We start from the raw sequence: 24,026 nt of genomic DNA, 5'->3' as shown, positions 1-24,026 counted from the left end.
GATTTACTCATTTTGAGAGAAAGTTCTTGATATAGGAAAATAAAACCTACTAAAGGTATAGGAATAAGCAAAGATTCCATGTATAATCTTGATTGGCTACAAAGATCTAAGGTATACTTACATCGCTAAAATCGACTAAAAAGGGAGTTTAGTAATGGACAAAATTCTAGTTTTCGGACACAAAAACCCAGACACGGACACAATCTGCTCCGCTATCGCATACGCTGAATTGAAAAAAGAATTGGGCTTGAACGTAGAAGCTATTCGTCTTGGTGAGGTAAGCGGTGAGACAGCTTACGCGTTGAAGCATTTCAATGTAGAAGCACCTCGTCTTGTTGAGGCAGTTGCTAGTGAAGCGAAGCAAGTTATTTTGGTTGACCACAACGAGCGTCAACAAAGCGCTAACGATATCGATCAAGTTCAAGTGTTGGAAGTTATCGACCACCACCGTATCGCGAACTTCGAAACAGCTGCACCATTGTACTACCGTGCAGAGCCAGTTGGCTGCACAGCGACAATTTTGTTGAAGATCTACAAAGAGAAAGGTGTAGCGGTTCGTAAAGAAGTAGCTGGTTTGATGCTATCTGCTATTATCTCCGACTCGCTCTTGTTCAAATCTCCAACTTGCACACAAGAAGATATCGATGCAGCTCGTGAGCTTGCAGCGATCGCTGGTGTAGATGCTGAGCAATACGGTTTGGAAATGTTGAAAGCTGGCGCGGACCTTAGCGACAAAACAATCGAGCAGCTTGTATCTATCGACTCCAAAGAGTTCACAATGGGTAGCGCTAAAGTTGAAATCGCGCAAGTAAACGCAGTAGACGTGAACGATGTATTGGGCCGTCAAGCAGAAGTAGAAGCGGTTCTTAACAAAATCGTTGCTGACAAAGGCTTGGATTTGTTCTTGTTCGTCGTTACGGACATTTTGAACAATGATTCCGTTGGTCTTGCGGTTGGACAAGCTTCTAATGCAGTTGAGAAAGCTTACAATGTTACATTGGATGACAACAAAGCCGTTCTTAAAGGCGTTGTATCCCGTAAGTCTCAAATCGTACCTGTGTTGACTGAGGCGTTCAACAGTCTCTAGTAGTTAGAAAGCCAATTACATGCAGCGTATGTAGCGGCTCATTTTCATAAATGTTACAAAAGAAAGGCTGATTTCTGATCTATTCAGGAATCAGCCTTTTTTCATATTTACATATAAAGTTGTAAAAATAGGAAGGAAACAGACGTTCGATGTAGAAGGAGAAACATGGAATTGTTTATCGATAGCTCACAGTTCCACTTTGTACATAGAAGGGACTAGGAGGGAAATGGTGTGATCGAATTAACGGAAGGCTATGTAGATTCATTAGCATTAAATGCTTCGGCCATTAAAAATGCACAGGGGCTTGTCAAAAAGCGAAGTTTCGTTCAACTAAATAAATCGCAAGACGGCACGTTGTTATTTGGTGAATGCGCTGGCAGTGGCAAGTCCAATTATGCCTGCTCTGCCGATTTTATAGAACCGGAGAAGCCGGTGATGCGATGCTCCTGCCCAAGCCGACAGTTTCCTTGTAAGCATGCATTAGGTTTGCTATATGCATATGTCGGTGGCGAGACATTTGAACAAGCAAATGTGCCGGAAGACATTGCAGCCAAGCGAGAGAAAGCAGAGAAGCGTGAGCAGAAGAAGGCGGAGCAGGTCGCCGCAGGGGAAGATACAAAGCCTAAAGTGAAAAAAGTGAATAAATCTGCCTTAAAGAAAAAGATTCAAGCACAGCTAGAAGGGCTTGATCTGCTGGAGATGTTTGCTCTTTCGCTGATTCGCGGTGGCTTAGGGACGGTTGACTCCAAAACATTAAAGACGATTAAAGAGCATGTGAAGCAGCTCGGCAATTGTTATTTAACGGGCGCACAGACGGAACTGCGTCGCTTAGCAGTCTTAATAGGTGACGAAGATCACCGTGAAGCTGCCTACACATCTATCATGGAGCAGTTAACGCTTATTCATGCACTTATTAAAAAAGGACGTGCTCACCTGACAGCGAAGCTGAATGACCCCGAGCTGAAGCTTGATTCCGAATCGACGATTGAAGAATGGCTTGGTCACGCTTGGCAGCTCTCAGAGTTAAAGGAATTTGGATTAATGAGCGAGCAGGTGGAGCTTATTCAGCTTGCCTTTATCAGCTATGACGATAAGGGAAGGCAAGAATATGTAGATGAGGGTTATTGGCTGGAAAAGGAGAGCGGGAAGATTCATAGGACCGTTCAGTATCGGCCCTATAAAGCTAGCAAATATATAAAAGAGGAAGATAGCTTCTTCGATGTTGCGGTTGTGAGTGAGCTTTATCTTTATCCAGGCGACATGAATCGAAGAGTGCGTTGGGAGAAAATGATTCATCGTCCGCTTGTTTCACAAGATCTAGAACCCGTTCATGCGAATGCTCATCGTTCTTATGCGGATGCAGTGAAGCTCGTGAAGAATCAGTTGAAAAATCCGCTCGGCGATCATAATCCAGTCATGCTGCTTCATGTTGCTGAGGTTCGTCAGACGGAGCAAGGTCAATTCGTCATCATGGACGAAGCGAGACAGCATGTATTGTTGAATGATGTGTTCTCTCTTGGCCATAAGACGGTGCCATTGCTATCCCACGTATCAGAAGCGAACTTGCGCGATATGACCATGCTCGTTATGTTCGAGCATGATCAGGATAGCGGACGCCTTGCTGCACAGCCGTTGACTATTATTAAGGGCGCGGATATCACCCGCCTCTTGTATTAAGGGGGAATGACGATGAGTACAGCATTGCTGCAAGAGCTTCATCAGGAAGTAAGAAGGATATATATCGCGGGCAGTGACCTAGCAACAGGAGATTTTCGTCTCAAGCGAATGCTGCCACAGTTTGAACAGCTTGGTGAGCGGGCACCTGTGTTTAAGAAGTTGGCTGAAGGTATTGCTGCGGTTATTGCTCCTGAATCCCAAGAGACGCGTACATCTGCGGAGAAGTTGCAGGATTTGGGTTTGCTGTTAAGTTCAGTGCTTCGCACATTGGGGACGACTTCGGTAGAAGGGGAGTTGCGTGATACGGCTAACTTACCACATTCCTTAACGACTAATTTATCTTTTCGCAAGTTGGCTGCTGTGAAAGAAGCTCTCACTACGACAGGAAGCGGGAGATATGAAATTGTTAGAGAAGCATTTGAGGCGAAAATGTTTGATGATATGCGCTTACTGCCGCATGCAATTGCTGCGCTTAACGATCCGTATAGCGAACTTGCTGATTTGGTTGAAAAGAAAATTTTGCCTTCCTATGGACCGCAGATTGTTCCTCATCTCATAGCTACATATGATGCTTCTGGAGGCAGATTACATGCAAGAAAGCTGCATGTTATCGCAGTAGCTGGCGGAGCGGATATGAATGAACTCGTACTCGAAGCAGCACAATCTGGTTCGGATGAGGTAAAAGTGTCTGCGATTGAACGTTTAGCTGACTATGAGCAATATGAGCCGGTGCTGTTGGAGTTGTCCAGAGAGAGGAAAAAGACAGTACGTGAAGCTACCTATTATGCTTTAGCAAAAAGAGGTAGTTCGCCTGCAATAACACGCTTGTATGAGGCGTTTTCCGGTAAGGATATGGACAATGCGCTTGAGGCGGCTTGTAAATGCGATAATGCTGATTTCACCGCGATGCTGGTAAATGGGCTGGAATTAGAGCTTAAGCAAGCCTCAGTGGTGATGGAGGATAAGAAGAAGCGGGAGGCTCTTTGGTCAAGAATTTATAATTTTCTTAAGGCATTGCTCTACCGACAAAGTGATGAGATATATACCTTGCTTGAAGATGTAATTACACGATACGAATGCTATGTACAGTTCGGATGGACGGATTTATTTGATTATGCAGCTGATTATATGGAGAAATGCGGAACTAAGTCTGCGATGTACAAGCTGTATGAACTGGAACGGCGTGATAATAGGTATTTACCGCAAGCATTTCGTTGTTCGCATCGTCTGCTGTCACCATCACAGCTCTATGATCGATATGTAGAGTTTGTGGACGTTGACGTCAAGCCGCGTTCAAAGAAAGAATTGGAAAAGTATCAGAAAGCGCTCGTTGAAGCGATTGAGAGCATCGTTGTTACAAGGGAATATAATACTCACTCGGTTCCTTGGATGAAGAGCGGTTCGGAATTATGGATAAGCTCAATAGTGATGATCCCCGCAGAGCAAATTTCAGATGAATGGGATGACCGTTGGTTGGATTGGTTTATTGAGCGGCGTGCATTTGATCTGGTTTGCGCCTTTGCCCGCCCAGGACATGCTGCAGCTGAGGAGTTTTTAACAGGTCTTTTGGTGAAACCATTAAAACAAAGCTATGAATTTGCGGAGAAAATGGTAAGAGGATTGTTACGTATGAAAGTAGATGATCATGTCCGTTGGGAAGCATTGATGACGTTGATGGAAACGACGAGATGCGATGTGATTGATGTTGAGGTAATGGAGCAATTGCATCAGCTTCCTGCAACCTACTATGAGCGTTTGGTCGCGGTATTCCCGAAACACAGACATTCATCCCTAGAATTACTTGAATATGTGGCGGATCGGATGAAAACGGATGCTAATCTGGAAGAAAAAGCGTAATTCTGAAATATTATTTACGTGCGAGCACAGGAAAAGTAAGCTATGGCCTAGAGAACGGGAGATGAATATATGTCAACAACTCAGCAACAGTCGCAAGATATGATGCGCTTACCAGCAGAACGCTTATACGCGGATGAAATTGCAGCGCTAATCAAGGCCGATAAAGGCAAAGTGCCGACAGGGTGGCAAATGTCGCCGCAGGCAGTACTTACGTTTATTACTGGCGGCAAGGCGGGTAAAACCGTTATTACGCCCAAATATATCGGAAATAAAAGATTAGTAGAAATGGCGATCGCGACGTTGGTAACTGACCGTGCTCTCTTGCTAATCGGTGAACCAGGTACGGCTAAATCGTGGTTGTCTGAAAATTTGACGGCAGCGATCTATGGGCATTCTGGTCTCGTTGTACAAGGGACAGCAGGCACGACCGAGGAGCAGGTTCGATATTCCTGGAACTATGCGATGCTGCTAGCGAATGGTCCGACACCTGAGGCATTGGTGCAAAGCCCAATTATGCGTGCGATGGAAGCAGGCGGCATTGCACGCTTTGAGGAAATATCTCGTTGTGCATCAGAGGTGCAGGATGCGCTTATCTCTATTTTGTCTGAGAAGACCATTTCAGTCCCTGAGCTTGGTAAGGAAGTAAGCGCGCATAAAGGATTCTCGATTATTGCTACAGCCAATACGAGAGACCGAGGTGTTAATGAAATGTCGGCAGCGTTGAAGCGCCGTTTCAATATTGTTGTACTACCTACTCCTTCTGATATGGAGACTGAGGTCGAAATTGTGAAGAAGCGAGTGCAGGAAATCGCAGCTGCGTATGACTTGCAATCGGCTGCTCCAGCGGATGAGGCGCTGCACAAAGTCGTTACGATCTTCCGTGAACTGCGCAACGGAATGACACTCGACAAGAAGGAGAAGGTCAAATCTCCTGCTGGTGTCATTTCTACGGCAGAGGCAATTTCCCTATTAACCAATAGTATGGCGCTCGCGGCAAGCTTTGGCAGTGGTGAATTGACGGATGAGGATTTAGCGGCTGGTTTGCAAGGTGCGATCGTAAAAGATGACGTCAAAGACAAGCTCGTCTGGAAAGAGTATCTTGATAACGTTATGAAGAAGCGTGGAGCGGAATGGAGAGGCTTGTATACGGCTTGTAAGGAGTTGAACGAGTGAGCACGGTAGCAAAAGAGGCCGTGCACATTTTTGGCGTGCGTCATTTGTCTCCCGCCGGTGCAAAGCATTTGCTAGATGATTTGGATCATATTCGTCCAACCGCGATTCTCATAGAAGGGCCGTCCGATGCTACATCAGAGATACGTCATTTAACGAATCGAGTGACGAAGCCGCCTGTGGCAATTTTAGCGTTTACGGATGAGCTGCCCGTGCGGACAGCGATGTGGCCCTTTGCTATCTATTCGCCGGAATATCAGGCGATGAAGTGGGCAGAAGAAAATGATGCGATGGCAGCCTTTATTGACTTGCCAACAGCTGTAACGCTTGCGCTGCAAAGCGTGAGGTCTTCAACGTCAGCGAAGGAGGAAGTGGATGAAGCATCCACTTCATTACAAGAACAAGGACACGGAGAATGTAACGCTGGTGGAACAGTTGTAGAAGAGCGAGGCGAAGAAAGTGAATCGTCCATCTATCAACGGATTGCCACCTTGGCTGGTGAGTACGACTATGATATGTACTGGGAGCGTTATTACGAGCACAACTTGAATACAGGTGCTTACCAAGAAGCAATTCTATCTTTTTCCGCTCAAATGCGTGACCTATCGGAAGCAAGAGAACGACGTTATGAGCATACAGAATATGCCTACAATGCAATTCGTGAGGCATACATGCGTCGGCAAATTAAGGAGACGATTGCAGCCGGACATGATCCGAGTAAGATCGTCGTTGTGTGTGGTGCGTATCATGCTGAAGCATTATCTGATTTATCGGCAGCGATGACCGATGAGGAGTTAGCATTACTGCCAAGTCGAAGCTCGAAACTGACACTTATGCCGTATTCTTATTACAAGCTGTCGACGATGTCTGGTTATGGTGCAGGAAATAATGCTCCCCATTATTATGAGATGATGTGGCAGCGAATGATGGATGGCACACTAGAAGATCTGCCCGAACACTATTTAGCAAGTGTTGCACGGTTGCTGCGTGAGAGTGGTACACATCGCTCCACAGCTGAGGTGATTGAGGCAGTTCGACTGGCTCATGCTTTAGCAGCGCTGCACGAGGGAAGTGCACCAACGCTGCGTGATTTGCGCGATGCTGCGCAGACGCTATTAGGTCGCGGGGAACTCGCAGTTGTTGCTGAGGCATTAGCTAGAGTTGATGTCGGAACTGCAATCGGTTTGCTCGCCGATGGGGTTAGCCAGACGCCTATCCAGGATGATTTGAACCGGCTGCTTAAGCAGTTGAAGTTGGAGAAGTATAAGTCAACGGTAGCGACTGATGTAGCATTAGATTTACGGGAAAATCGACGAGTCAAGTCTGAGGAATCTGCTTTTCTAGATTTGCATCGTTCCACTTTATTTCATAGATTGAGCTTGTTGGGTATTTCGTTGGCGAAACAGCGCGCAAGCGGACAAGAGAATGCGACTTGGGCAGAACACTGGGTTCTTCAATGGTCGCCTGAGGTAGAGATTGAAGTCGTCGAATCGACGCTGCTCGGTGAAACGATTGAAGTGGCATCTGCTTATGTATTGCAGCAGAAAATGGAAGCTTGTACGACGATTACCGATGCGTCTAAGCTTATACGCACTGCATGTGAATGTGCGATGCTTACACAGATGGAGGCAGCGCGTCAGACGCTGCAGCGTATCGCGGCAGACAGCCGTGATGTCATTCAAATAGCAGCCGCAGCGCGTGAGTTGTCGATGATTATTCGCTATGGTGATGTGAGGCGAATCGACACGTCACCACTTTTACCTCTGCTTGAACAACTATTTATGCGCGCCTGTTTGTTTCTATTGGATGCGAGCGGATGTAATGACGAAGCTGCCACATCTATGATTGTAGCGATGAATGAATTGAACAGTGTCTCACTAGATCACAGTGATCAGGTAGAGGAAGCGCTGTGGTTGCAGGAGCTTACTAAGCTTGCAGAACGTGATGACCGTAATCCGCGGTTGTCGGGCTTCGCTTGTGCGATACTGATGGAACGCAATGCGATCTCTGCTCAGCAATGCGCAGAGGAAGTGTCGCGCCGTCTGTCTCCTGGTATTTCAGCAGACATCGGTGCAGGTTGGTTCGAGGGATTATCGATGCGCAATCGTTATGCACTGTTGTCGCGAATGAGCCTATGGGAGCAACTAAATGACTATATCGAATCTCTTGAAGATGAAGAGTTTGTTCGTGCATTAGTATTTTTGCGGCGTGCATTCAGTACGTTTGCACCACGAGAGAAAGTTATGATCGCGGAGCTATTAGGCGAGTTGTGGGGTGTGCAAGCTGAGCAAGTAGAAGAGGTGCTCAGTGCAGAGTTGAAGGAGGACGAAGCGAACATGCTGCAACAATTGAATGATTTTGACTTCGAGGATTTTTAATATGAGTACAATTGTAGATGTGAAATCAATCGCACGTTGGCGGCTCATACTCGGTCAATCCGCTGAACAGCAATTAGCGGACTATGGTTCAGGAGGTTCGACTGGATTAACAGATGAAGAACGAATTATGGACCAAGCGCTAGCTGAAATTTACGATGATACGCAGGGGCTGGATCAATCAAGCGGTGGTGCTTCTATAGGGAAACGAGGAGCGGGAAATGGTAAATCAGCTCCGAATCTGTCCAAGTGGCTTGGAGATGTTCGTTCCTTCTTTCCAGATGATGTGGTGTCCATTGTTCAGCATGATGCCATGGAGCGAAAAGGCTGGAAGCAGCTCTTGTTCGAACCGGAAGTGCTAGCCCAAGTGAAGCCAGACATTCAGCTTATCGGCACATTATTGTCTTTAAAAGGGAAGATTCCTGAAAAAACGAAAGAAACGGCAAGAATGCTTGTTCAGACAGTTGTAGATGATTTAGTAAAGCTGCTGGAGCATGATATACGACGTGCTGTCACAGGAGCGTTAAATCGTCGTCAGCACTCGCCGCTTCCTTCCGTGAGCGGAATCGATTGGAAACGAACGATTCAGCGCAACTTGAAGCATTATGATAGGGAGCGCAAAAAAATAATTCCTGAGAAGTTTTACTTCTTTGATCGTGCACAGCGCAGTAAGGAATGGACCGTTATCGTAGATATCGATCAAAGTGGCTCAATGGCAGATTCGGTAATTTGGGCTTCTGTTATTGGCTCCATTTTTGCGAGTATACCAGCCTTGAACACACGCGTTGTAGTCTTTGATACAGAGGTCGTAGATTTGACGGAGCAGTGTGCCAATGATCCGGTGGATATGTTGTTCGGTATTCAGCTGGGTGGCGGAACAGATATAAATAAGTCAGTTGCTTATTGCGAAACCTTTATCGAAGAACCGAAAAAGACGCTGTTTATCATCGTATCTGATCTATATGAGGGTGGGAATCGCGGTGCCTTAATTCGTCGCTTGCGTGAGCTGCGTGAGGCAGGAGTGAGGACGATGTGTTTGCTTGCTTTGTCTGACCAAGGTCAGCCTTATTATGATGAAAATTTAGCGAAGACACTGTCCAAAGACGGTACTCCTTGTTTTGCTTGTACCCCTGCCTTGCTGCCAGAATTAGTAGAGGGTGCTTTAAAAGGTTATGATCTATTCGAGTTGGCGAAACGAGTGGAGAAGACAAAAGAAAGATAGCAGCAGTTTATTCCTCTTCTCTTGTTAGGGATAACTTTAATTAATGTTTAAAGGCTGTTCACTGATTCGTCATCAGAGGACAGCCTTTTTGCATTGAAAGATGATAAAGATTTTATTACAATTTATAGTAGAACTGGATAAGGAGAGTGATGAAAATGTTTAATCTACGATCCGATTCATCTGGTCCATCTCATAACTCGCATCTAAATGGTGTGAACTCGTTGATATCCGCTTCTAGTATTATTTCCTCCATGTTCACTACCTCAAGTCCTTCTATTTACCCTATATGTTTATACTGCAAAGCCGCACCTACGAACGACGCTCAATACCTTCACTGTATTTCTAAAAGCAAAAAACATTGTCGTACATGTCAGTACAAGGAGGAATGTAGATGACTCATCCCTATACTACTTATAAAGGTGATGTTTCTCAGCGAACACATATTGCTGTCGTAAATATTCGTGCTCACGGCCATATTAACCCTACATTAGGAATTGTGGAGGAGCTGGTGAATCGCGGGCATCGGGTTACGTACGTGGTCACGGAAGAGTTCGCACCAGTTGTAGAGGCAGCAGGTGCGGAGGCGCGTATTTATGAATCCGTCATCCCAGCGAATATCGCTTTGACAAGGCAGGGCATTGATAATTCGCTTGATCCCATGGAGCTATTTTTCCAAGAAGCTCAGCAAATGCTGCCGCAGCTAGAAGAGATTTACGTGGATGATCGCCCAGATCTGGTATTGTTCGACTTTGTGGCCTGGATGGGTAGTGTGGTAGCAGCGAAATGGGGTGTTCCTTCGATTCAGCTTTGTTCCTCCTACCCTAGAAGCAAGCAAGACAGTATAGAAGAGGTCACGAAGCAGCTTCCTGGAATGGAGGATTTTAAAAAGAGGGTATCTCAATATCTTGATAGTCTCCAGATCGAAGGGGTAACGCTGGAATCGTTACTATTCGGCAGCCAATTATCGATTATTTTTATGCCTCGAATGATCCACTACGCAGGAGAAACCTTTGATGAGCGTTATCACTTCGTAGGGCCTTGTCTCCGTACAGAGCATAATCAAGTGAGTTGGAATCCGCCAGCAGACGGAAGACCTGTCCTTTACATCTCGCTGGGAACTGTATTTAATGATTGGCCGGAGTTTTTCAATCAATGTATAGAAGCGTTCGGTCATACATCGTGGCATGTTGTTCTAGTCGTCGGTAAACAAATAGATCGTGATCAATTGCTGCATATCCCTGATAACTTTGAAATTCATGAGAGTGTCCCGCAATTGTCTGTATTGAAGCATACAAAGTTATTTATTTCTCATGGCGGCATGAATAGCACAATGGAGGCGATGCTGCATCATGTCCCTCTGGTCGTCATTCCGCAGATGCTAGAACAAGAGATAACGGCTAAGCGTGTAGCAGCATTAGGATTGGGTTATTATTTAAAGCCAGAGGATGTCACAGTAGATACGCTGCGTGAAGCGGTCAAGACTGTTGCGGGCAATGATTGTATGTTAGAGCGAGTTAAGCAAATGAGTCAGCAAATTGATGAAGCGGGAGGAACTACGCGTGCAGTGGAGTTGATTGAACAGCGACTGCATAAAGTAAGTGTGCCTTCTATGTGAGAATCGATATCCGATCATTGTTGTGCCACAAAATCTATGAAAATAGGAAGCTTTGGAGCTGTTGTTTTACACCGGAATGGTGTGAACGCAGCTCTTTTTTTATAGAAGTAATGTGAGATAAATGTTCGAAAATATTTGAAGTAAATCTAATATTGTATTACAGTAATTATAAATTAAAATAATAAAAATACGGTATATTTGGTGTAAATATGCGAATTTAGAGGAGGAATTGTAATGGAATTTAATTTTGTAGAAGGATTGATATTATTCATTGGTATATATCTATTGTTTGCAGTCATTAAGCTTGATGGTCGTATAAAAGGTATCAAGTATACGCTAGATCAGATGTCTAAACAATCTGGTGTCTCTGAAGAGCCACTACATAATGAATTGCGACAACTGCTTCATGAAGGCAACAATGTTACTGCAGTAAAAAGAGTTAGAGAGACATTGGGGCTTTCCTTATTAGAGGCCAAACAATACGTCGATGCTATAAAGTTGGAAGGTAAATAGTTGATTTGTTCCACAGTATGTGGCGTGCTAAGCGGGCTCTTATATGAGTTCGCTTTTTTAGTTACAGATGATAAATACGCTCTTGACCCTCACGTTACGAGATAGTTTACTGTGTTGTTTAGCAAGCGCACAGCACAATGAGACTGACGAATGAGGAGTGAGTCACGGCATGAATATTCAATGGATAGATACGATGACACAATATCAGGAGATTTATCAGCTTCCTATGGAAAAGCGCCGCGACTATTTTCGGTATAAGATGATGGGGCCATTTGAGGACATGTGGAGCACGATCCAAGTGCCGTTAAAGCCAGCGACAGAGGGCGGGTATGATGTAGTAATGGCTTGTGAAATGATGGGAATATTAGCGTTAAATGAAGACGAGCGTGGCTTAGCTGCCGTGGATATGATCAAGGCGAGTCAAGCGGAACAGACGTTGCAGCGCTCATTACAGGAATGCGTTCGCTATGCGGAGCAAGCTGAATTACGAGTGGCAAGAGAGAAGCTGATAGCGGGGATGTATTTTGGCAATCCAGAAAAGCTTAAGCCCCACAACGGATATTCTGGTTTTGGTGGCATTCCGGGATATATTCAGCTTTATATCTATCCAAACGAGTACAATCTTAAGCGGTTACCTGCCTTGATTGCGCACGAGTTCCATCATAATATTCGTTTTTCGTATTTTAATTGGAGTCATGGAGATGTCACGCTAGGGGAATATATGATTATTGAAGGACTAGCTGAATCTTTTGCAGCTGCTATGTATGGGGAGGAACTTATTGGGCCATGGGTGACCTCGCTGGATGAAGATGATCTTGCTTACTCGATTGAAGTGATGCGTACGGTTCTAGGGAATAAAGGATTTGATGGGATAAGCGGCTATATGTTTGGTGATGAAGTAGCCAAGGCGCAAGGGTATACACCTGTGGGAATGTCTTATGGTGCGGGTTATGCAGTTGGTTATCATATCGTACAATCCTTCCTCAAGCGCAACAATGTCAGTATTGTAGAAGCGACCTTGATGAAAGAGGAGGATATTATTCAGGGGAGCGGTGTGTTTGGCTGATGAGAGGCAGAGTGATTGGCAGTAAATCGGTTCAGATAACGTCTTTGCATCGTAAGGTAATGGAAAGAGCAGGCTCCGATTTTTGCATCGGATGACCTGCTCTTATTGTCCGTAGTAGATAAATCCTCTTTTACGCCGTCTCCAGGCCGATATTCCGAATGGCGCATACAAAATAATAAACATAATAAAAGCAACGGCTTCCAGCGATAAAATATACCATGGATAAGGGCCGAGTACGTCCAATAAAGAAGCAGTTTCCGGCTTGCGAGCCAAGAACATATAGTTGCCGCCAGTCAAGTAATTAATAGAACCAACGACGACAAGCAGCACATTGAGGAATAACATCGCAAGCCCGACTGATTTCCAAGTTGGCCGATATTTTTCCACCCATACCATGTATAGTACTGCTAAAATAATAACGATATGTGCTAAGAAGAACTGTACAAATCGAAAGTGAGGGAACGGAAAGCCAAGTGCTGGTGTTAACAACGCTTGCAGCGCTCCTCCGATACCTGTAAAGTAGACGATACTGAAAATAAAGCGGCTGCGAAATAGCAGCATAAACACGCATAAATATAGTGAAATACTGCATAGTTCAAGAGGGAGGGTATCGGCTGCATCATATACACCACCTGCCACATACCATACATTGAGCGATACCTCTGCTAAGATGAGTAAACCGATTAGTGTAAATCTAGTACGTTTGCTACGCTTCTCATCCCGCAGCCAAAAACGGCACACATACAGCAGAGTAATGGAAACGGCAAAGAGAAGTAATGCACCGAGATGAGCAGATGAGAAAGCTTGAAAGGTGTTCGGATCGTAGGTGTCGAACCATGAAACCATTAACAACGCCCCTTTTTTCTTGTAAGCCTTTCCTTAATAACTCCAATATACTATAAAATCCCAAATTACACTCTAGTTAATTTTACTATGCTAATTATGCTTGAAGTTAAGTATGAACCAATATGAATGTATGACTATTGAATCTATTTCATCATGGATCTCATTGTTAAAAGCGTATAACTGTGCCTAGTTTAGAGCAGCGGCAAATAGGCAGTTATTTTACTTGAATACATCCTCATTTGTGCGATTATGGTCAAAAATGCATTTATTTCGGTCTCTTTTCCTATTTAAGTGCCTAATCGAGAAAAATAACTGCATGTTTGTCTTTATCTATCAGAAAATGATGATTCCTACTTAAAATAACTGCACTTTTGTCCGTGCCATATTTATTTATGTGCTCATGCTATATGCTCATGTGGAGGATTGTACAAATGCGAGCTGTCCCACGCTAATTTTGCGCCCAACAATTAACAGAAAACCATCAACAATTAACCGTCACGAGTCAATAAAAAATAACCTCCCTTTTCTATACGCAATAGATTCGGAAGGTTATTTACATAATATTAGATTGTTAGTTGTTATTCGTTATCCGTAACAGTCAGCCTCTTTACGTTTCTTACGCTAATTGTCTTCTCCGATAATCCGAACTTCTGTCTCCAATTCGACATTGAATCGCTCTTTCACCGTCTGCTGAACGTGATGAATAAGCGCAATATATTCAGAAGCAGTAGCCTGATCAACATTGACGATGAAGCCAGCATGCTTCGTCGATACTTCCGCTCCGCCTACACGAGTACCTTGAAGACCGCTTTCCTGAATCAGTTGGCCAGCAAAATATCCAGGAGGGCGCTTGAACACACTACCGCATGAAGGGTATTCCAATGGCTGCTTCGATTCACGCAGATAGGTTAATTCCTCCATCTTCTTCTGAATCGGTTCAACATCTGCATGAACAAGCTTAAAGGTAGCTTCCAATACGATGTATTGTTTGCGTCCGATTACGCTTGTGCGATAGCCGAGCTCCAGCTCTTCTTTTGAAAGGCGAAGCAGTTCACCCTCTGATGTCAGAACGAGCGTATCTTGCAGTACATCGGAAATCTCGCCACCATAAGCCCCTGCGTTCATGTAGAGTGCCCCGCCTACAGAGCCCGGTATGCCGCAGGCAAATTCCAGGCCAGATAAGCTCTGCTTCAATGCAAATCTGGAGACATCAATAATAGCCGCGCCGCTTTGGGCAATGACGATCGAGTCAGAGACGCGAATGTCTGTTAATTGCTCGAAGCTTAATACGATGCCGCGAATACCGCCATCTCGAACAATGACGTTGGAGCCAAAGCCCAAAATGGTAATAGGGATATCGTGTTGTCGAGCGAAGCGGACGACTTGGGCTGCTTCCTCATAGGTAGCTGGTGTAACGAACAGATCTGCTGGTCCACCCATGCGTGTGTACGTATGCTGACATAATGATTCTTCAAGTTGTATCGATGATTCGGGAATAATCGTTAGTAATTGTTTATAAAGTTCAAGCCATTTACTCATATTGTTCATCCTTTATGTGTGATTAACCCTATCATTATATCAATCATTGAGGGAATGAGCCATGACGGAATATACATCGGATAATTCCAGTCCGTCATATATCATATGTACATTGGCCTTTATAGTTGCTAGTCCAAATAATGGGATTCTCTAGTATTTCCATATTAAAAGTTATTGAACCATAAATGGATGTATCTTAACTTGGTCGTTATCATTAAAATAAAAATAACGCATTGACACTAACGTAACGTTATAGTTTATTCTGCAAATACGAGGTGATGAAGAGATGTACAAAGTGAAAGAGGTGGCGGACTTGGCTGGGATCAGTGTGCGCACACTGCATCATTATGACAGCATTGGACTGTTGAAGCCAAAGAAGATAGAGGAGAACGGGTACCGATATTATAATGATGACGATTTAGAGCGGCTGCAGCAAATTCTCTTTTTTAAAGAGTTGGAAGTTCCTCTCGTTGAGATTCAGCGTATTATCGATCATCCGAGCTTTGATCGTAAGCACGCCCTCGTCTCCCATCGGAGCATGATGCTGCAGAAGAAGCATCGCCTCGAACGATTGATTCATACGGTGGAGGAAACTCTCCAATCGATGAAAGGAGCTATTGCGATGACCAAAGAAGACATGTTCGAGCCATTTGATATGGCTGAAATAGAAGAGCATCAGAAGAAGTATGAGCAGGAAGTAGAAGAGAAGTACGGGCACACCGACGCTTATAAAGAATCCCTAGAGAAAACATCGACTTATACGGCTGATGATTGGAAGCAAATTAAGCATGAGTGGGACTCTCTTTATAAGCAAATTGCGGAGCGAATGGAAAAAGGTCCTGAAGATGAAGAGGTGCAAGCGTTAATTAGCGAATACCGCTCATTGATAACAGCTAATTTCTACAATTGCACGTTGGAAATATTCCGTGGACTTGGAGATCTATATACGTCAGACCCGCGTTTTGCCAAAAATATCGATAAAGTGAAGCCTGGATTAGCATCTTTCTTGCAGCAGGCGATGCATATTTATTGTGATCGTCAATAAACGAAGTCAACGAAGCCGTTCTGGCTTCGTTTTTTTATTTCATACAGGTCAACTTAATTGCTGGTCATAATGACGGTAACCGACACGAGTGTTTGCTAGAGTTCATACGATGGTAGTAAGAGATTCAATCTTTAAGAAGAGGAGGTGGAATGTATAACTACTTTAATTTCTCATTTTTATAATGAAGAATACTTGCTCCCTTGGTGGTTAATGCACCATACGAAACTATTTGATCACGGTATTTTAATAAATCGAGGATCAACCGATCGCTCTATTGAAATATGCCGAACATTCGCTCCACATTGGGAAATCCGAAATTCTCGTGTCCACCAATTCGATGCGATTGAAGCAGATCGTGAAGTGATGGATATCGAAAAACAGTGTACGGGTTGGAAAATGGTCTTAAACACGACTGAATTTCTTTGTGTTCGCAATAAAGAGCAATTTTTCAAATCTCTCTATGAAAAAGGTATGCGCATGTATTTGATCAAATGGTTTCTGCTCGGAGATCCTCCGAATTATCCTTATCGTGATCCTGTCTACACAGTTCCTTTAGTACAACAAAGGTTTCATGGCTTTTTCTCTCGTGATCCGAACCAACCGTATATGGGGAGGCTCATTCACAATCATGAGCATGGCGGATATACGATTGGTCGACATTGGTCACCGCATCCGTTTATTCCTTATGAAGGGCCTGCCTATGTATGTAAATTTGTTTACAGTCCGTGGAATGATGCGATGCGGCGCAGAAAGTTGCAAATCGCTCCTACTCTTTCCATGCACAGCCTCCTAAATTACTATGGTGCCCATCACATAATGACGCCGGAGATGTTGGAGCATGCTCGCCAGCAATTTGCACACGGGGTGGTAGATTTACGGCTGCTCCCCGAATTCCAATCGTTATGGACAGATTCTAATTAGTAATAGAGCTGATTACAAGTTATTACCTGATGCGTAGGAGGAAGTGTGAGGCTGCCTCCATACCAGCACCCGACAGGGATACTGTGCATAAAGTGTGTCAACGACAATCGGTTATTCCTATGGAAAATATGGACAGCTAGGGGTGAAGGTGAGTGAAGGCAGTGATTCTCGCGGGTGGATACGGAACGCGCATTGGTGAAGAGACTAACTTGAAACCGAAGCCAATGGTTGAAATTGGAGCGCAGCCGATTTTGTGGCACATTATGAAAATATTCAGCCACTATGGAATTGGTGAGTTTATTATTTGCTTGGGTTACAAAGGTCATATTATTAAAGATTATTTCTCCAACTACCGCCTATATCGGTCTGACTTTACGATTGATATGGATAAGGGTGAGATTACACATCATGCGACCAATGCAGAACCATGGAAAGTGACCTTGGTCGATACAGGCGAAGGAACAGAGACGGGGGGGCGTGTAAAGCGAATTGCCGATTATGTTGGTAATGACACCTTTTGTCTCACCTATGGCGATGGGGTAGGGGATGTAAATATAGAAGAGCTGATTCGTTATCATAAGCAGCACGGCAAATCAGCTACCGTTACGGCTGTGCAGCCGCCAGGCAGATTTGGCTCCCTATTGATTGAGGATCAAATGGTCGTCAACTTCCGGGAGAAGCCTGTAGGGGATGGAGGTTGGATTAATGGTGGTTTTTTTGTTCTGGAGCCGACTGTGTTCAAATATATAGCAAATGATCAAAGTGTATGGGAGACGGATGTGTTAGTGAAGTTAGCTGAACAGAAGCAATTGGCGGCGTATCATCATCATGGCTTCTGGCACCCTATGGATACGATGCGTGATAAGAAAAAGCTGCACATGTTATGGGAAGACAATCAAGCGCCTTGGAAGGTTTGGTAATATGGAGGAACATTCATTTTGGCATCAGAAAAAAGTATTCATAACAGGGCACACAGGATTCAAAGGAAGTTGGCTTACCCTTTGGCTTACCTCACTAGGCGCACAAGTAACTGGATATTCGCTCACTCCCGTTTCATCCCCTAATCTATATGAAGCAGCAAACATTTCAGAGCTATGCACCTCCATCCAAGGGGATATCAATGACTATTCATCACTATTGCATGCTATGACCACGCATCAGCCCGAGATCCTATTCCACTTAGCGGCTCAACCGTTAGTCCGACCATCTTACAAGGAACCTGTTTATACGTTTGCTACCAATGTATTAGGCACCGCCCATGTGCTAGAAGCAGCCAGACAAACGAAAAGTGTGCAAGTCATCGTAAATGTAACGAGCGACAAGTGCTATCAAAATGATGGACTAGGACGTCGGCATTTCAAAGAATATGATCCACTTGGCGGTCATGATCCTTATAGCGCTAGCAAAGCATGTGCGGAAATCGTTAGCGACTGTTACCGTAATTCCTTTTGGGATGGCGGCGTTTCTTCCCATCCAGTATTGGCAACGGCAAGGGCCGGTAACGTAATTGGTGGGGGAGATTGGTCAGAAGGGAGGCTGTTCCCAGACATCGTTAGAGCGGTTACTACTAAGACTTCGCTTAGCATAAGAAATCGAAGGGCGATTCGCCCTTGGCAGCATGTGCTGGATCCATTACAAGGGTACTTACAATTGGCGGAAATGTGTTTGGGTAATAGGCAGTATGCTGAAGCATGGAATTTCGGCCCCATTTCTCAGGCTCATGTAACGGTTGATGAATTCATTCGTCTAACGTCCGATCATTGGAGTGAGCCTCTGGATATTGAATATCAATCTTCGGATCACACTTCATATGAAGTGCCAATCTTGACGTTAGACAGCAGTAAGGCCGTCCAGCAGTTAGCTTGGCTGCCTAAACTCTCGATAGAGCGAGCTGTGGAGTGGACGGTTGCGTGGTATGAACAATATCAGGCAGGGGCCAATATGCGCCTATTTACGCAGCAGCAAATCAAGGCTTACATCAAGGGAGAAGGGGTGTAGAGCATGGCACATTCAACCTGTCGTCTCTGTAAGGCGGCACTTACACATACGTTTTTAGATTTGGGGGTGTCTCCCCTCGCCAATTCATTTTTAACGGCTGATCAACGAGATCGTATGGAACCATTCTATCCTCTGCACGCCTATGTTTGCGATGCCTGTCTGCTTATTCAGCTAGGTGAATATGAATCCCCACAGCAAATATTCAGCCATTATTTATATGCGAGCTCCTACTCATCCAGTTGGCTTAAGCACGCAGAAGCCTATGTAGAGATGGCGATTGAGCGATTTCAATTGAACAGCGAGTCGCAAGTGATCGAAGTAGCAAGCAATGACGGTTACTTATTGCAATATTTCCACCAACGCAGCATTCAGACACTTGGCATTGAGCCAGCCTCCAATGTGGCTGAACTTGCAAAGGAGAAGGGAATTCCAACAAGAACTGCATTTTTTGGAGAGCGGTTAGCGAAGCAGCTCGTGCAAGAGGGATATCAGGCGGATTTATTAATCGCTAATAATGTGCTGGCTCACGTGCCTGACTTGCATGATTTTGCAGCGGGATTGAAGCTTCTGCTGCAACCGAATGGAGTTCTGACGATTGAGTTTCCGCATTTGTTGGAGCTGCTGCGGGAACAGCAATTCGATACGATTTATCATGAGCATTTTTCGTATTTCTCTTTGCGGACTGCTCAGAAGCTGTTAGCAGAGCACGGCCTTAAGGTTGTAGATGTCGATCAGATTCCAACGCATGGGGGTTCTTTGCGATTAGTTATCAAACATGTAGAGGACTCAGCGGAAGTTACAACTCGAGTAGCCGAGATACTTCAGCTCGAACACGAAAATGGTGTTGATGAACGTTCCACGTATACACAGTTTTCGCAGCAAATAGGGCTTAGAAGGCGTGAAGTATTGAGCTTTTTCACGTACGTACAGGCAATGGGTAAAAGTATCGTTGGTTATGGAGCCCCTGCGAAAGGCAATACGTTTTTAAATTATTGCGGTATCAGCAAAGATTGGCTCCCCTTTACGGTGGATCAAAGCCCGCATAAACAACATTTATATTTGCCAGGCACACGAATCCCGATCAAACATCCTGATGAAATCAAGCGGACGAATCCTGATTATGTTTTGATTTTGCCATGGAATCTCAAGCAAGAAATTATGGAGTCGCATGCTTATATACGAGATTGGGGCGGGCAGTTTGTCGTATTAATTCCCCATGCTCAGGTGTTATAGAATATGAAGATGAAGCGGGTTCTAGTTACGGGTGGAAGCGGATGGATTGGCAGACATGTTGCAGCTCAACTGCTGGAAAAAGGGTTTGATGTTCATGCTACGTATCGAAATACCGTGATCCCGCATCCGCCTCAGGTTTGCCATTGGCATCGGGTGGACTTGTTAGATGAAGCGGAAGTTACGAGTCTTATTCGCCAAGTACAGCCTACTCATTTGATTCATCTTGCTTGGGAAGCTGTGCCTCCGCAATGTTATCACTCGATCACAAATTATCACTGGGTGCATGCCAGCATGGCCCTCATTCGGCGTTTTGTAGAGCATGGAGGTACAGACATTGTTGTTGCGGGCAGCTGCGCGGAGTATGAGTGGGAGAATGGATATTTGGATGAGCAGAGAACACCTCTTTCTGTTCAAACACCATATGCTTTATGTAAAAATACGCTGCATACTTGGCTGCAATCTTATGCGGAGCACGTCGGCTTACGAGTGTGTTGGGCACGAATATTTCATCTGTATGGGCCGCATGAGTCTGGCAAGCGATTCATCTCTAGTATGATTACCTCTCTTTTGAAAAAAGAAGAAGTACTGTGCACGCATGGCAGGCAGTCTCGTGACTTTCTTTATATCGAAGATGTCGCATCGGCCCTTGTTTGCTTAGTGATGAGCAAGTTGGATGGTGCCGTAAATGTTGGTTCAGGTCGGCCTGTCCCGTTAAGGCTAATTGCCTCTATTATTCAAGCACAAATGGGAAGCAGGGAGTTGATTCACTGGGGAGCAATTCCACTGCCAGCAGATGAACCTTTATTTGTAGGGGCAAGTATAGAGCGATTGCAAAAAGAAGCGTATTGGAAGCCCGGTTATACGTTACAAGCAGGGCTGACGGAGACAATAGCGTGGTGGCGTCAACATGTAAAGGATTAACACTAGCATGGGACCTATTTATGATGATGTTCCATTACTCAGTATGCATAGAGTTTGATTAGCTAGTTCCTTATAAATTGCTTCCTTTCCTTATGTCAGCTAATCGCGGATATAAGGATATTTTTGTTAGAAACAAAGATTGCACTATCATTCTATACAAGCTATAGTAAGTTAAAATTAAAACGACGTGGAGGGGTTATATTGGTTATCAAATCAAGTGTTTTGCAATTGGAGCCTTATATTTCTGGCATTCAGCCGAAGCGTGACCCAGGTGTAATTAAGCTTAATTCGAATGAGAATCCATACCCTCCTACTCCGATGATTCAACAGTGGCTGCAATCGTTCGCCATGCAAGAGCTGCGCTATTATCCGGATGCAACAAGTACAGAGCTGCGGCGAGCAATCGGAAAAGTTTACGGGATTGATCCGTCACAAGTATTTTGCGGCAATGGATCGGATGAAGTGCTGTCTGTCTTGTTCAATATATGCTTTGATGCAGGTGATACGATCGTAACGCCATATCCTACTTATACATTGTACAAAACGTTAGCAGATATTCACCAACTGCATTGTGTATACGTGGATACAGATGAGCAATTTGAAATCTCAATTGAAAATATGCTTAAGCCTGCTTCGCAGGGCATTTTTATTGCGAATCCAAATGCGCAGACTGGGAGGCTGCTGGAACTGGCTCAGATTGAGCAGTTGCTGCAGCAGTATGAAGGTGTAGTCGTAATTGATGAAGCTTATATCGACTTTGCCGGACCTCATGCGTCAGCATTGTCGCTGCTAGAAAAATATCCGAATCTAGTCGTCATTCGTACCTTCTCGAAGTCGTACTCCTTGTGTGGGGCGCGAGTAGGCTATTGCTTTGCCTCGGCTGACTTTGTTGCTGCAATGGATAAGTGTAAAGATTCTTATAATCTTAACGTAATAAGCCAGAACATGGCTCGTTTGGCCGTCGAAGATCAAGATTATTTTATGGCTAATGTTGCACGGGTGAATCAAACAAGAGAGAAGCTTAGTGAAGCATTGGTGCGGCTGGACTATGAGGTGTTCCCATCCAACGGAAACTTCCTCTTATGTCGACCTCGCCGCCATCAGGCCAAGGAAATTTATGATTATTTGCTGCAGCATCATATTTATATTAGGTATTTCCCTTCACCGCGGTTAAGTGATAAACTACGTATATCGATTGGCACAGACGACGAAATAGCTGTGCTTCTCGAACGGCTGAACGATTATGAGCATACAGTGATTGCCATAGACGAATAGCATTTGTCTCTGTTCTATTAACATTTGCTAGAAAGGCCAGAGTGTATTTGCTGTGCTGCATGCGATTGACTGTTAGCTATTGCATAGAAAGGGAGTAGTGAGATGACTAGACAAAATGAATTTGCAGCTCAAGAAGGCACATCCCTAGAAGATAATTTGTCTGCCCAAGTGCTGGAAGGGTTGAATGGTGGATCGTGGATTCGTAAGCTATTTGAAGAAGGTGCAAGACTGAAATCGATTCATGGCGCGGATCAGGTATGTGATTTTTCCATTGGTAATCCGGTGTTAGATCCTCCTGCTGCTTTTTTGAAAGCTTTGCAAGAAGAAGTGGCGTCCACTACACATGGCAGCCACAGCTACATACCGAATCAAGGCTTGCCAGAAGCACGGGCTAAGGTAGCTCAATTCCTGTCTGACCGTTTCGCGGTTTCCATTCGTCATGAACATGTTGTGATGACAGTAGGAGCGGGCGGTGCTTTGAATGTTGCTTTGAAGGCGATATTAAATCCAGGCGACGAGGTGATCGTCCTTGTACCTTATTTCGCGGAATACAAAGGATATATTGAGAACTATGGCGGACATGCTGTATCTTGCTTGCTGACGGAGGATTTCCAGCCGGATTTGGATCGTCTTGCTCAAGTAATCACGCCTCGTACGAAAGGGATTATCGTAAATACACCGCATAATCCAACTGGAGCTGCATTTGAGCAAGCTCGTTTGGATGCGTTGGGCAAGCTATTGCAAGATGCACAGCATAAATATGGTCACAGCATTTATATGCTGTTCGATGAGCCATACAGCCAGCTTATTTATGATGCGCAGCTTGCTAACCCATTCATTAGCTACAACCGTGTCATCGTTGCTAGCTCATTCAGCAAAGACTTAGGGATAGCAGGAGAGCGCCTTGGCTATATCGCGCTTGCTGACGACACTCCGAATGCGGAGCTGTTGACGAGTGCATTCGTCTATTGCAATCGCACGCTAGGTTTCGTTAATGCACCTGTGCTTATGCAGCGTGCCATTGCTCGGATGGACAGCTTAAAGGTAGATGCCTCTGGCTACCGTGAGCGCAGAGACTTAATCGTTAGCGTGCTTGAGGAAGCAGGCTTCACCTTCACGAAGCCGGAAGGCGGGTTCTTCGTCTTCCCGAAATCCCCAATTGAGGATGAAGTGGCATTTTGCCAGCATGCGGCGCAGCAATACCGTATTTTGATTGTGCCGAGCCGTGGCTTTGGCCTTCCAGGCTACTTCCGACTGTCGTTCAGCGTTTCTTCAGAGCAAATTGAACGTTCGCGTCCATTGTTCAAGGCGTTGATGAATGATTTTAGATAAGGTGCATAATTGAAGCTATATTAGCTTTCGGTAAATATTTTTATGTAGGACTCGCCTTTGGGCGGGTCCTTTTTGCATGCGAACATTGTATAATGGCATTGTCGTCTGTTGTCATAACTTGCAACGTAATGGCTCATGAATCCGTATATATTTGGTAAAGCTACCGTCATAGAACGCAAGATAACAGACAAGAACGATGGGGCATGTTGATTATTTTTAACATAGCAGACTTTTATACAACGATCTAATTCTACTAACTTTATCAAGTTTAGATTCTTTATGACCGATAAATCTACATCACATTTGATGTAAATAACATTCAAGGAGGTGAGCG

General features: G+C 44.7%; 19 protein-coding genes. 17 read left to right on the top strand and 2 right to left on the bottom strand.

Annotated elements, in window-relative coordinates:
• The first annotated feature begins 154 nt into the window (after positions 1-154).
• The 9 genes from IFO66_RS08930 (at position 155) to IFO66_RS08890 (ending at position 12,582) form a co-directional block, all read left to right on the top strand.
• The gene (locus IFO66_RS08930; protein WP_192024820.1) at positions 155-1,087 is read left to right on the top strand and encodes a manganese-dependent inorganic pyrophosphatase; all 933 of its coding nucleotides are present in this window, start codon (positions 155-157) and stop codon (positions 1,085-1,087) included.
• A gap of 231 nt (positions 1,088-1,318) precedes the next feature.
• Positions 1,319-2,764, top strand: a complete 1,446-nt coding sequence (locus tag IFO66_RS08925; protein WP_192024819.1) for an SWIM zinc finger family protein — start codon at positions 1,319-1,321, stop codon at positions 2,762-2,764.
• Between the two features lie 12 nt (positions 2,765-2,776).
• The gene (locus IFO66_RS08920; RefSeq protein ID WP_192024818.1) at positions 2,777-4,621 is read left to right on the top strand and encodes a HEAT repeat domain-containing protein; all 1,845 of its coding nucleotides are present in this window, start codon (positions 2,777-2,779) and stop codon (positions 4,619-4,621) included.
• Between the two features lie 69 nt (positions 4,622-4,690).
• Positions 4,691-5,794, top strand: coding sequence for an AAA family ATPase (locus IFO66_RS08915; protein WP_192024817.1), 1,104 nt, complete (start codon positions 4,691-4,693; stop codon positions 5,792-5,794).
• A complete protein-coding gene (locus IFO66_RS08910; protein ID WP_192024816.1) occupies positions 5,791-8,169 on the top strand; it encodes a DUF5682 family protein in 2,379 nt (792 codons plus the stop codon). The genes IFO66_RS08915 and IFO66_RS08910 overlap by 4 nt, the downstream gene beginning before the upstream one ends.
• A 1-nt stretch (position 8,170) precedes the next feature.
• Positions 8,171-9,388 carry a VWA domain-containing protein gene (locus tag IFO66_RS08905; protein WP_192024815.1) on the top strand — a complete coding sequence of 406 codons (1,218 nt, stop codon included), beginning with the start codon at positions 8,171-8,173 and terminating at the stop codon, positions 9,386-9,388.
• A gap of 391 nt (positions 9,389-9,779) precedes the next feature.
• Positions 9,780-11,003 carry a macrolide family glycosyltransferase gene (locus IFO66_RS08900; protein ID WP_192024814.1) on the top strand — a complete coding sequence of 408 codons (1,224 nt, stop codon included), beginning with the start codon at positions 9,780-9,782 and terminating at the stop codon, positions 11,001-11,003.
• Positions 11,004-11,237: 234 nt separating this feature from the next.
• Positions 11,238-11,516 (top strand): hypothetical protein, encoded by a 279-nt coding sequence (locus IFO66_RS08895; protein WP_192024813.1) that lies wholly within the window; start codon positions 11,238-11,240, stop codon positions 11,514-11,516.
• 169 nt (positions 11,517-11,685) lie between these two features.
• Complete coding sequence (locus tag IFO66_RS08890; RefSeq protein ID WP_192024812.1) at positions 11,686-12,582, top strand: DUF2268 domain-containing putative Zn-dependent protease; 897 nt, start codon at positions 11,686-11,688, stop codon at positions 12,580-12,582.
• Between the two features lie 102 nt (positions 12,583-12,684).
• Here IFO66_RS08890 and IFO66_RS08885 read toward each other — a convergent pair whose 3' ends face one another.
• Both IFO66_RS08885 and murB read right to left on the bottom strand, forming a co-directional pair.
• Positions 12,685-13,428, bottom strand: coding sequence for a YwaF family protein (locus IFO66_RS08885; protein WP_192024811.1), 744 nt, complete (start codon positions 13,426-13,428; stop codon positions 12,685-12,687).
• Positions 13,429-14,049: 621 nt separating this feature from the next.
• Positions 14,050-14,967 (bottom strand): UDP-N-acetylmuramate dehydrogenase, encoded by a 918-nt coding sequence (gene murB, locus IFO66_RS08880; RefSeq protein WP_192024810.1) that lies wholly within the window; start codon positions 14,965-14,967, stop codon positions 14,050-14,052.
• Between the two features lie 286 nt (positions 14,968-15,253).
• Between murB and IFO66_RS08875 the strand changes: the two genes are divergently transcribed.
• The 8 genes from IFO66_RS08875 (at position 15,254) to IFO66_RS08840 (ending at position 23,692) form a co-directional block, all read left to right on the top strand.
• On the top strand, positions 15,254-16,012 hold the full coding sequence (locus tag IFO66_RS08875; RefSeq protein ID WP_192024809.1) for a MerR family transcriptional regulator: 759 nt from the start codon (positions 15,254-15,256) through the stop codon (positions 16,010-16,012).
• 144 nt (positions 16,013-16,156) lie between these two features.
• The gene (locus IFO66_RS08870) at positions 16,157-16,933 is read left to right on the top strand and encodes a glycosyltransferase family 2 protein (RefSeq protein ID WP_337912754.1); all 777 of its coding nucleotides are present in this window, start codon (positions 16,157-16,159) and stop codon (positions 16,931-16,933) included.
• Between the two features lie 152 nt (positions 16,934-17,085).
• Entirely contained in the window at positions 17,086-17,853 is a 768-nt protein-coding gene (gene rfbF / locus IFO66_RS08865) for a glucose-1-phosphate cytidylyltransferase (protein WP_192024807.1), read from the top strand.
• 1 nt (position 17,854) lies between these two features.
• Entirely contained in the window at positions 17,855-18,931 is a 1,077-nt protein-coding gene (rfbG, locus tag IFO66_RS08860; protein WP_192024806.1) for a CDP-glucose 4,6-dehydratase, read from the top strand.
• Between the two features lie 3 nt (positions 18,932-18,934).
• Positions 18,935-20,164 (top strand): class I SAM-dependent methyltransferase, encoded by a 1,230-nt coding sequence (locus IFO66_RS08855; RefSeq protein ID WP_192024805.1) that lies wholly within the window; start codon positions 18,935-18,937, stop codon positions 20,162-20,164.
• A 9-nt stretch (positions 20,165-20,173) separates the two neighbouring features.
• Positions 20,174-21,085 carry an NAD-dependent epimerase/dehydratase family protein gene (locus IFO66_RS08850; RefSeq protein ID WP_192024919.1) on the top strand — a complete coding sequence of 304 codons (912 nt, stop codon included), beginning with the start codon at positions 20,174-20,176 and terminating at the stop codon, positions 21,083-21,085.
• A gap of 201 nt (positions 21,086-21,286) precedes the next feature.
• Positions 21,287-22,360 carry a histidinol-phosphate transaminase gene (hisC, locus tag IFO66_RS08845; RefSeq protein ID WP_192024804.1) on the top strand — a complete coding sequence of 358 codons (1,074 nt, stop codon included), beginning with the start codon at positions 21,287-21,289 and terminating at the stop codon, positions 22,358-22,360.
• Between the two features lie 102 nt (positions 22,361-22,462).
• The gene (locus IFO66_RS08840) at positions 22,463-23,692 is read left to right on the top strand and encodes a pyridoxal phosphate-dependent aminotransferase (RefSeq protein ID WP_192024803.1); all 1,230 of its coding nucleotides are present in this window, start codon (positions 22,463-22,465) and stop codon (positions 23,690-23,692) included.
• Positions 23,693-24,026: the final 334 nt, after the last annotated feature.

Source organism: Paenibacillus arenosi (assembly GCF_014841135.1).
GTDB classification, from domain to species: Bacteria; Bacillota; Bacilli; order Paenibacillales; family Paenibacillaceae; genus Paenibacillus_B; species Paenibacillus_B arenosi.
The sequence above is the reverse complement of the archived record's forward strand: the minus strand, read 5'-3'. Positions and strand labels throughout refer to the sequence as shown.

Bases quoted from the DNA above. Each gene is read 5' to 3' on its own strand.
- IFO66_RS08885 (WP_192024811.1), bottom strand. From the start codon at position 13,428: ATGGTTTCATGGTTCGACACCTACGATCCGAACACCTTTCAAGCTTTC.
- IFO66_RS08890 (WP_192024812.1), top strand. From the start codon at position 11,686: ATGAATATTCAATGGATAGATACGATGACACAATATCAGGAGATTTAT.
- IFO66_RS08850 (WP_192024919.1), top strand. From the start codon at position 20,174: ATGAAGCGGGTTCTAGTTACGGGTGGAAGCGGATGGATTGGCAGACAT.
- IFO66_RS08930 (WP_192024820.1), top strand. From the start codon at position 155: ATGGACAAAATTCTAGTTTTCGGACACAAAAACCCAGACACGGACACA.
- IFO66_RS08840 (WP_192024803.1), top strand. From the start codon at position 22,463: ATGACTAGACAAAATGAATTTGCAGCTCAAGAAGGCACATCCCTAGAA.
- IFO66_RS08915 (WP_192024817.1), top strand. From the start codon at position 4,691: ATGTCAACAACTCAGCAACAGTCGCAAGATATGATGCGCTTACCAGCA.
- IFO66_RS08875 (WP_192024809.1), top strand. From the start codon at position 15,254: ATGTACAAAGTGAAAGAGGTGGCGGACTTGGCTGGGATCAGTGTGCGC.
- rfbG (WP_192024806.1), top strand. From the start codon at position 17,855: ATGGAGGAACATTCATTTTGGCATCAGAAAAAAGTATTCATAACAGGG.
- IFO66_RS08855 (WP_192024805.1), top strand. From the start codon at position 18,935: ATGGCACATTCAACCTGTCGTCTCTGTAAGGCGGCACTTACACATACG.
- IFO66_RS08920 (WP_192024818.1), top strand. From the start codon at position 2,777: ATGAGTACAGCATTGCTGCAAGAGCTTCATCAGGAAGTAAGAAGGATA.
- murB (WP_192024810.1), bottom strand. From the start codon at position 14,967: ATGAGTAAATGGCTTGAACTTTATAAACAATTACTAACGATTATTCCC.
- IFO66_RS08905 (WP_192024815.1), top strand. From the start codon at position 8,171: ATGAGTACAATTGTAGATGTGAAATCAATCGCACGTTGGCGGCTCATA.
- IFO66_RS08895 (WP_192024813.1), top strand. From the start codon at position 11,238: ATGGAATTTAATTTTGTAGAAGGATTGATATTATTCATTGGTATATAT.
- IFO66_RS08900 (WP_192024814.1), top strand. From the start codon at position 9,780: ATGACTCATCCCTATACTACTTATAAAGGTGATGTTTCTCAGCGAACA.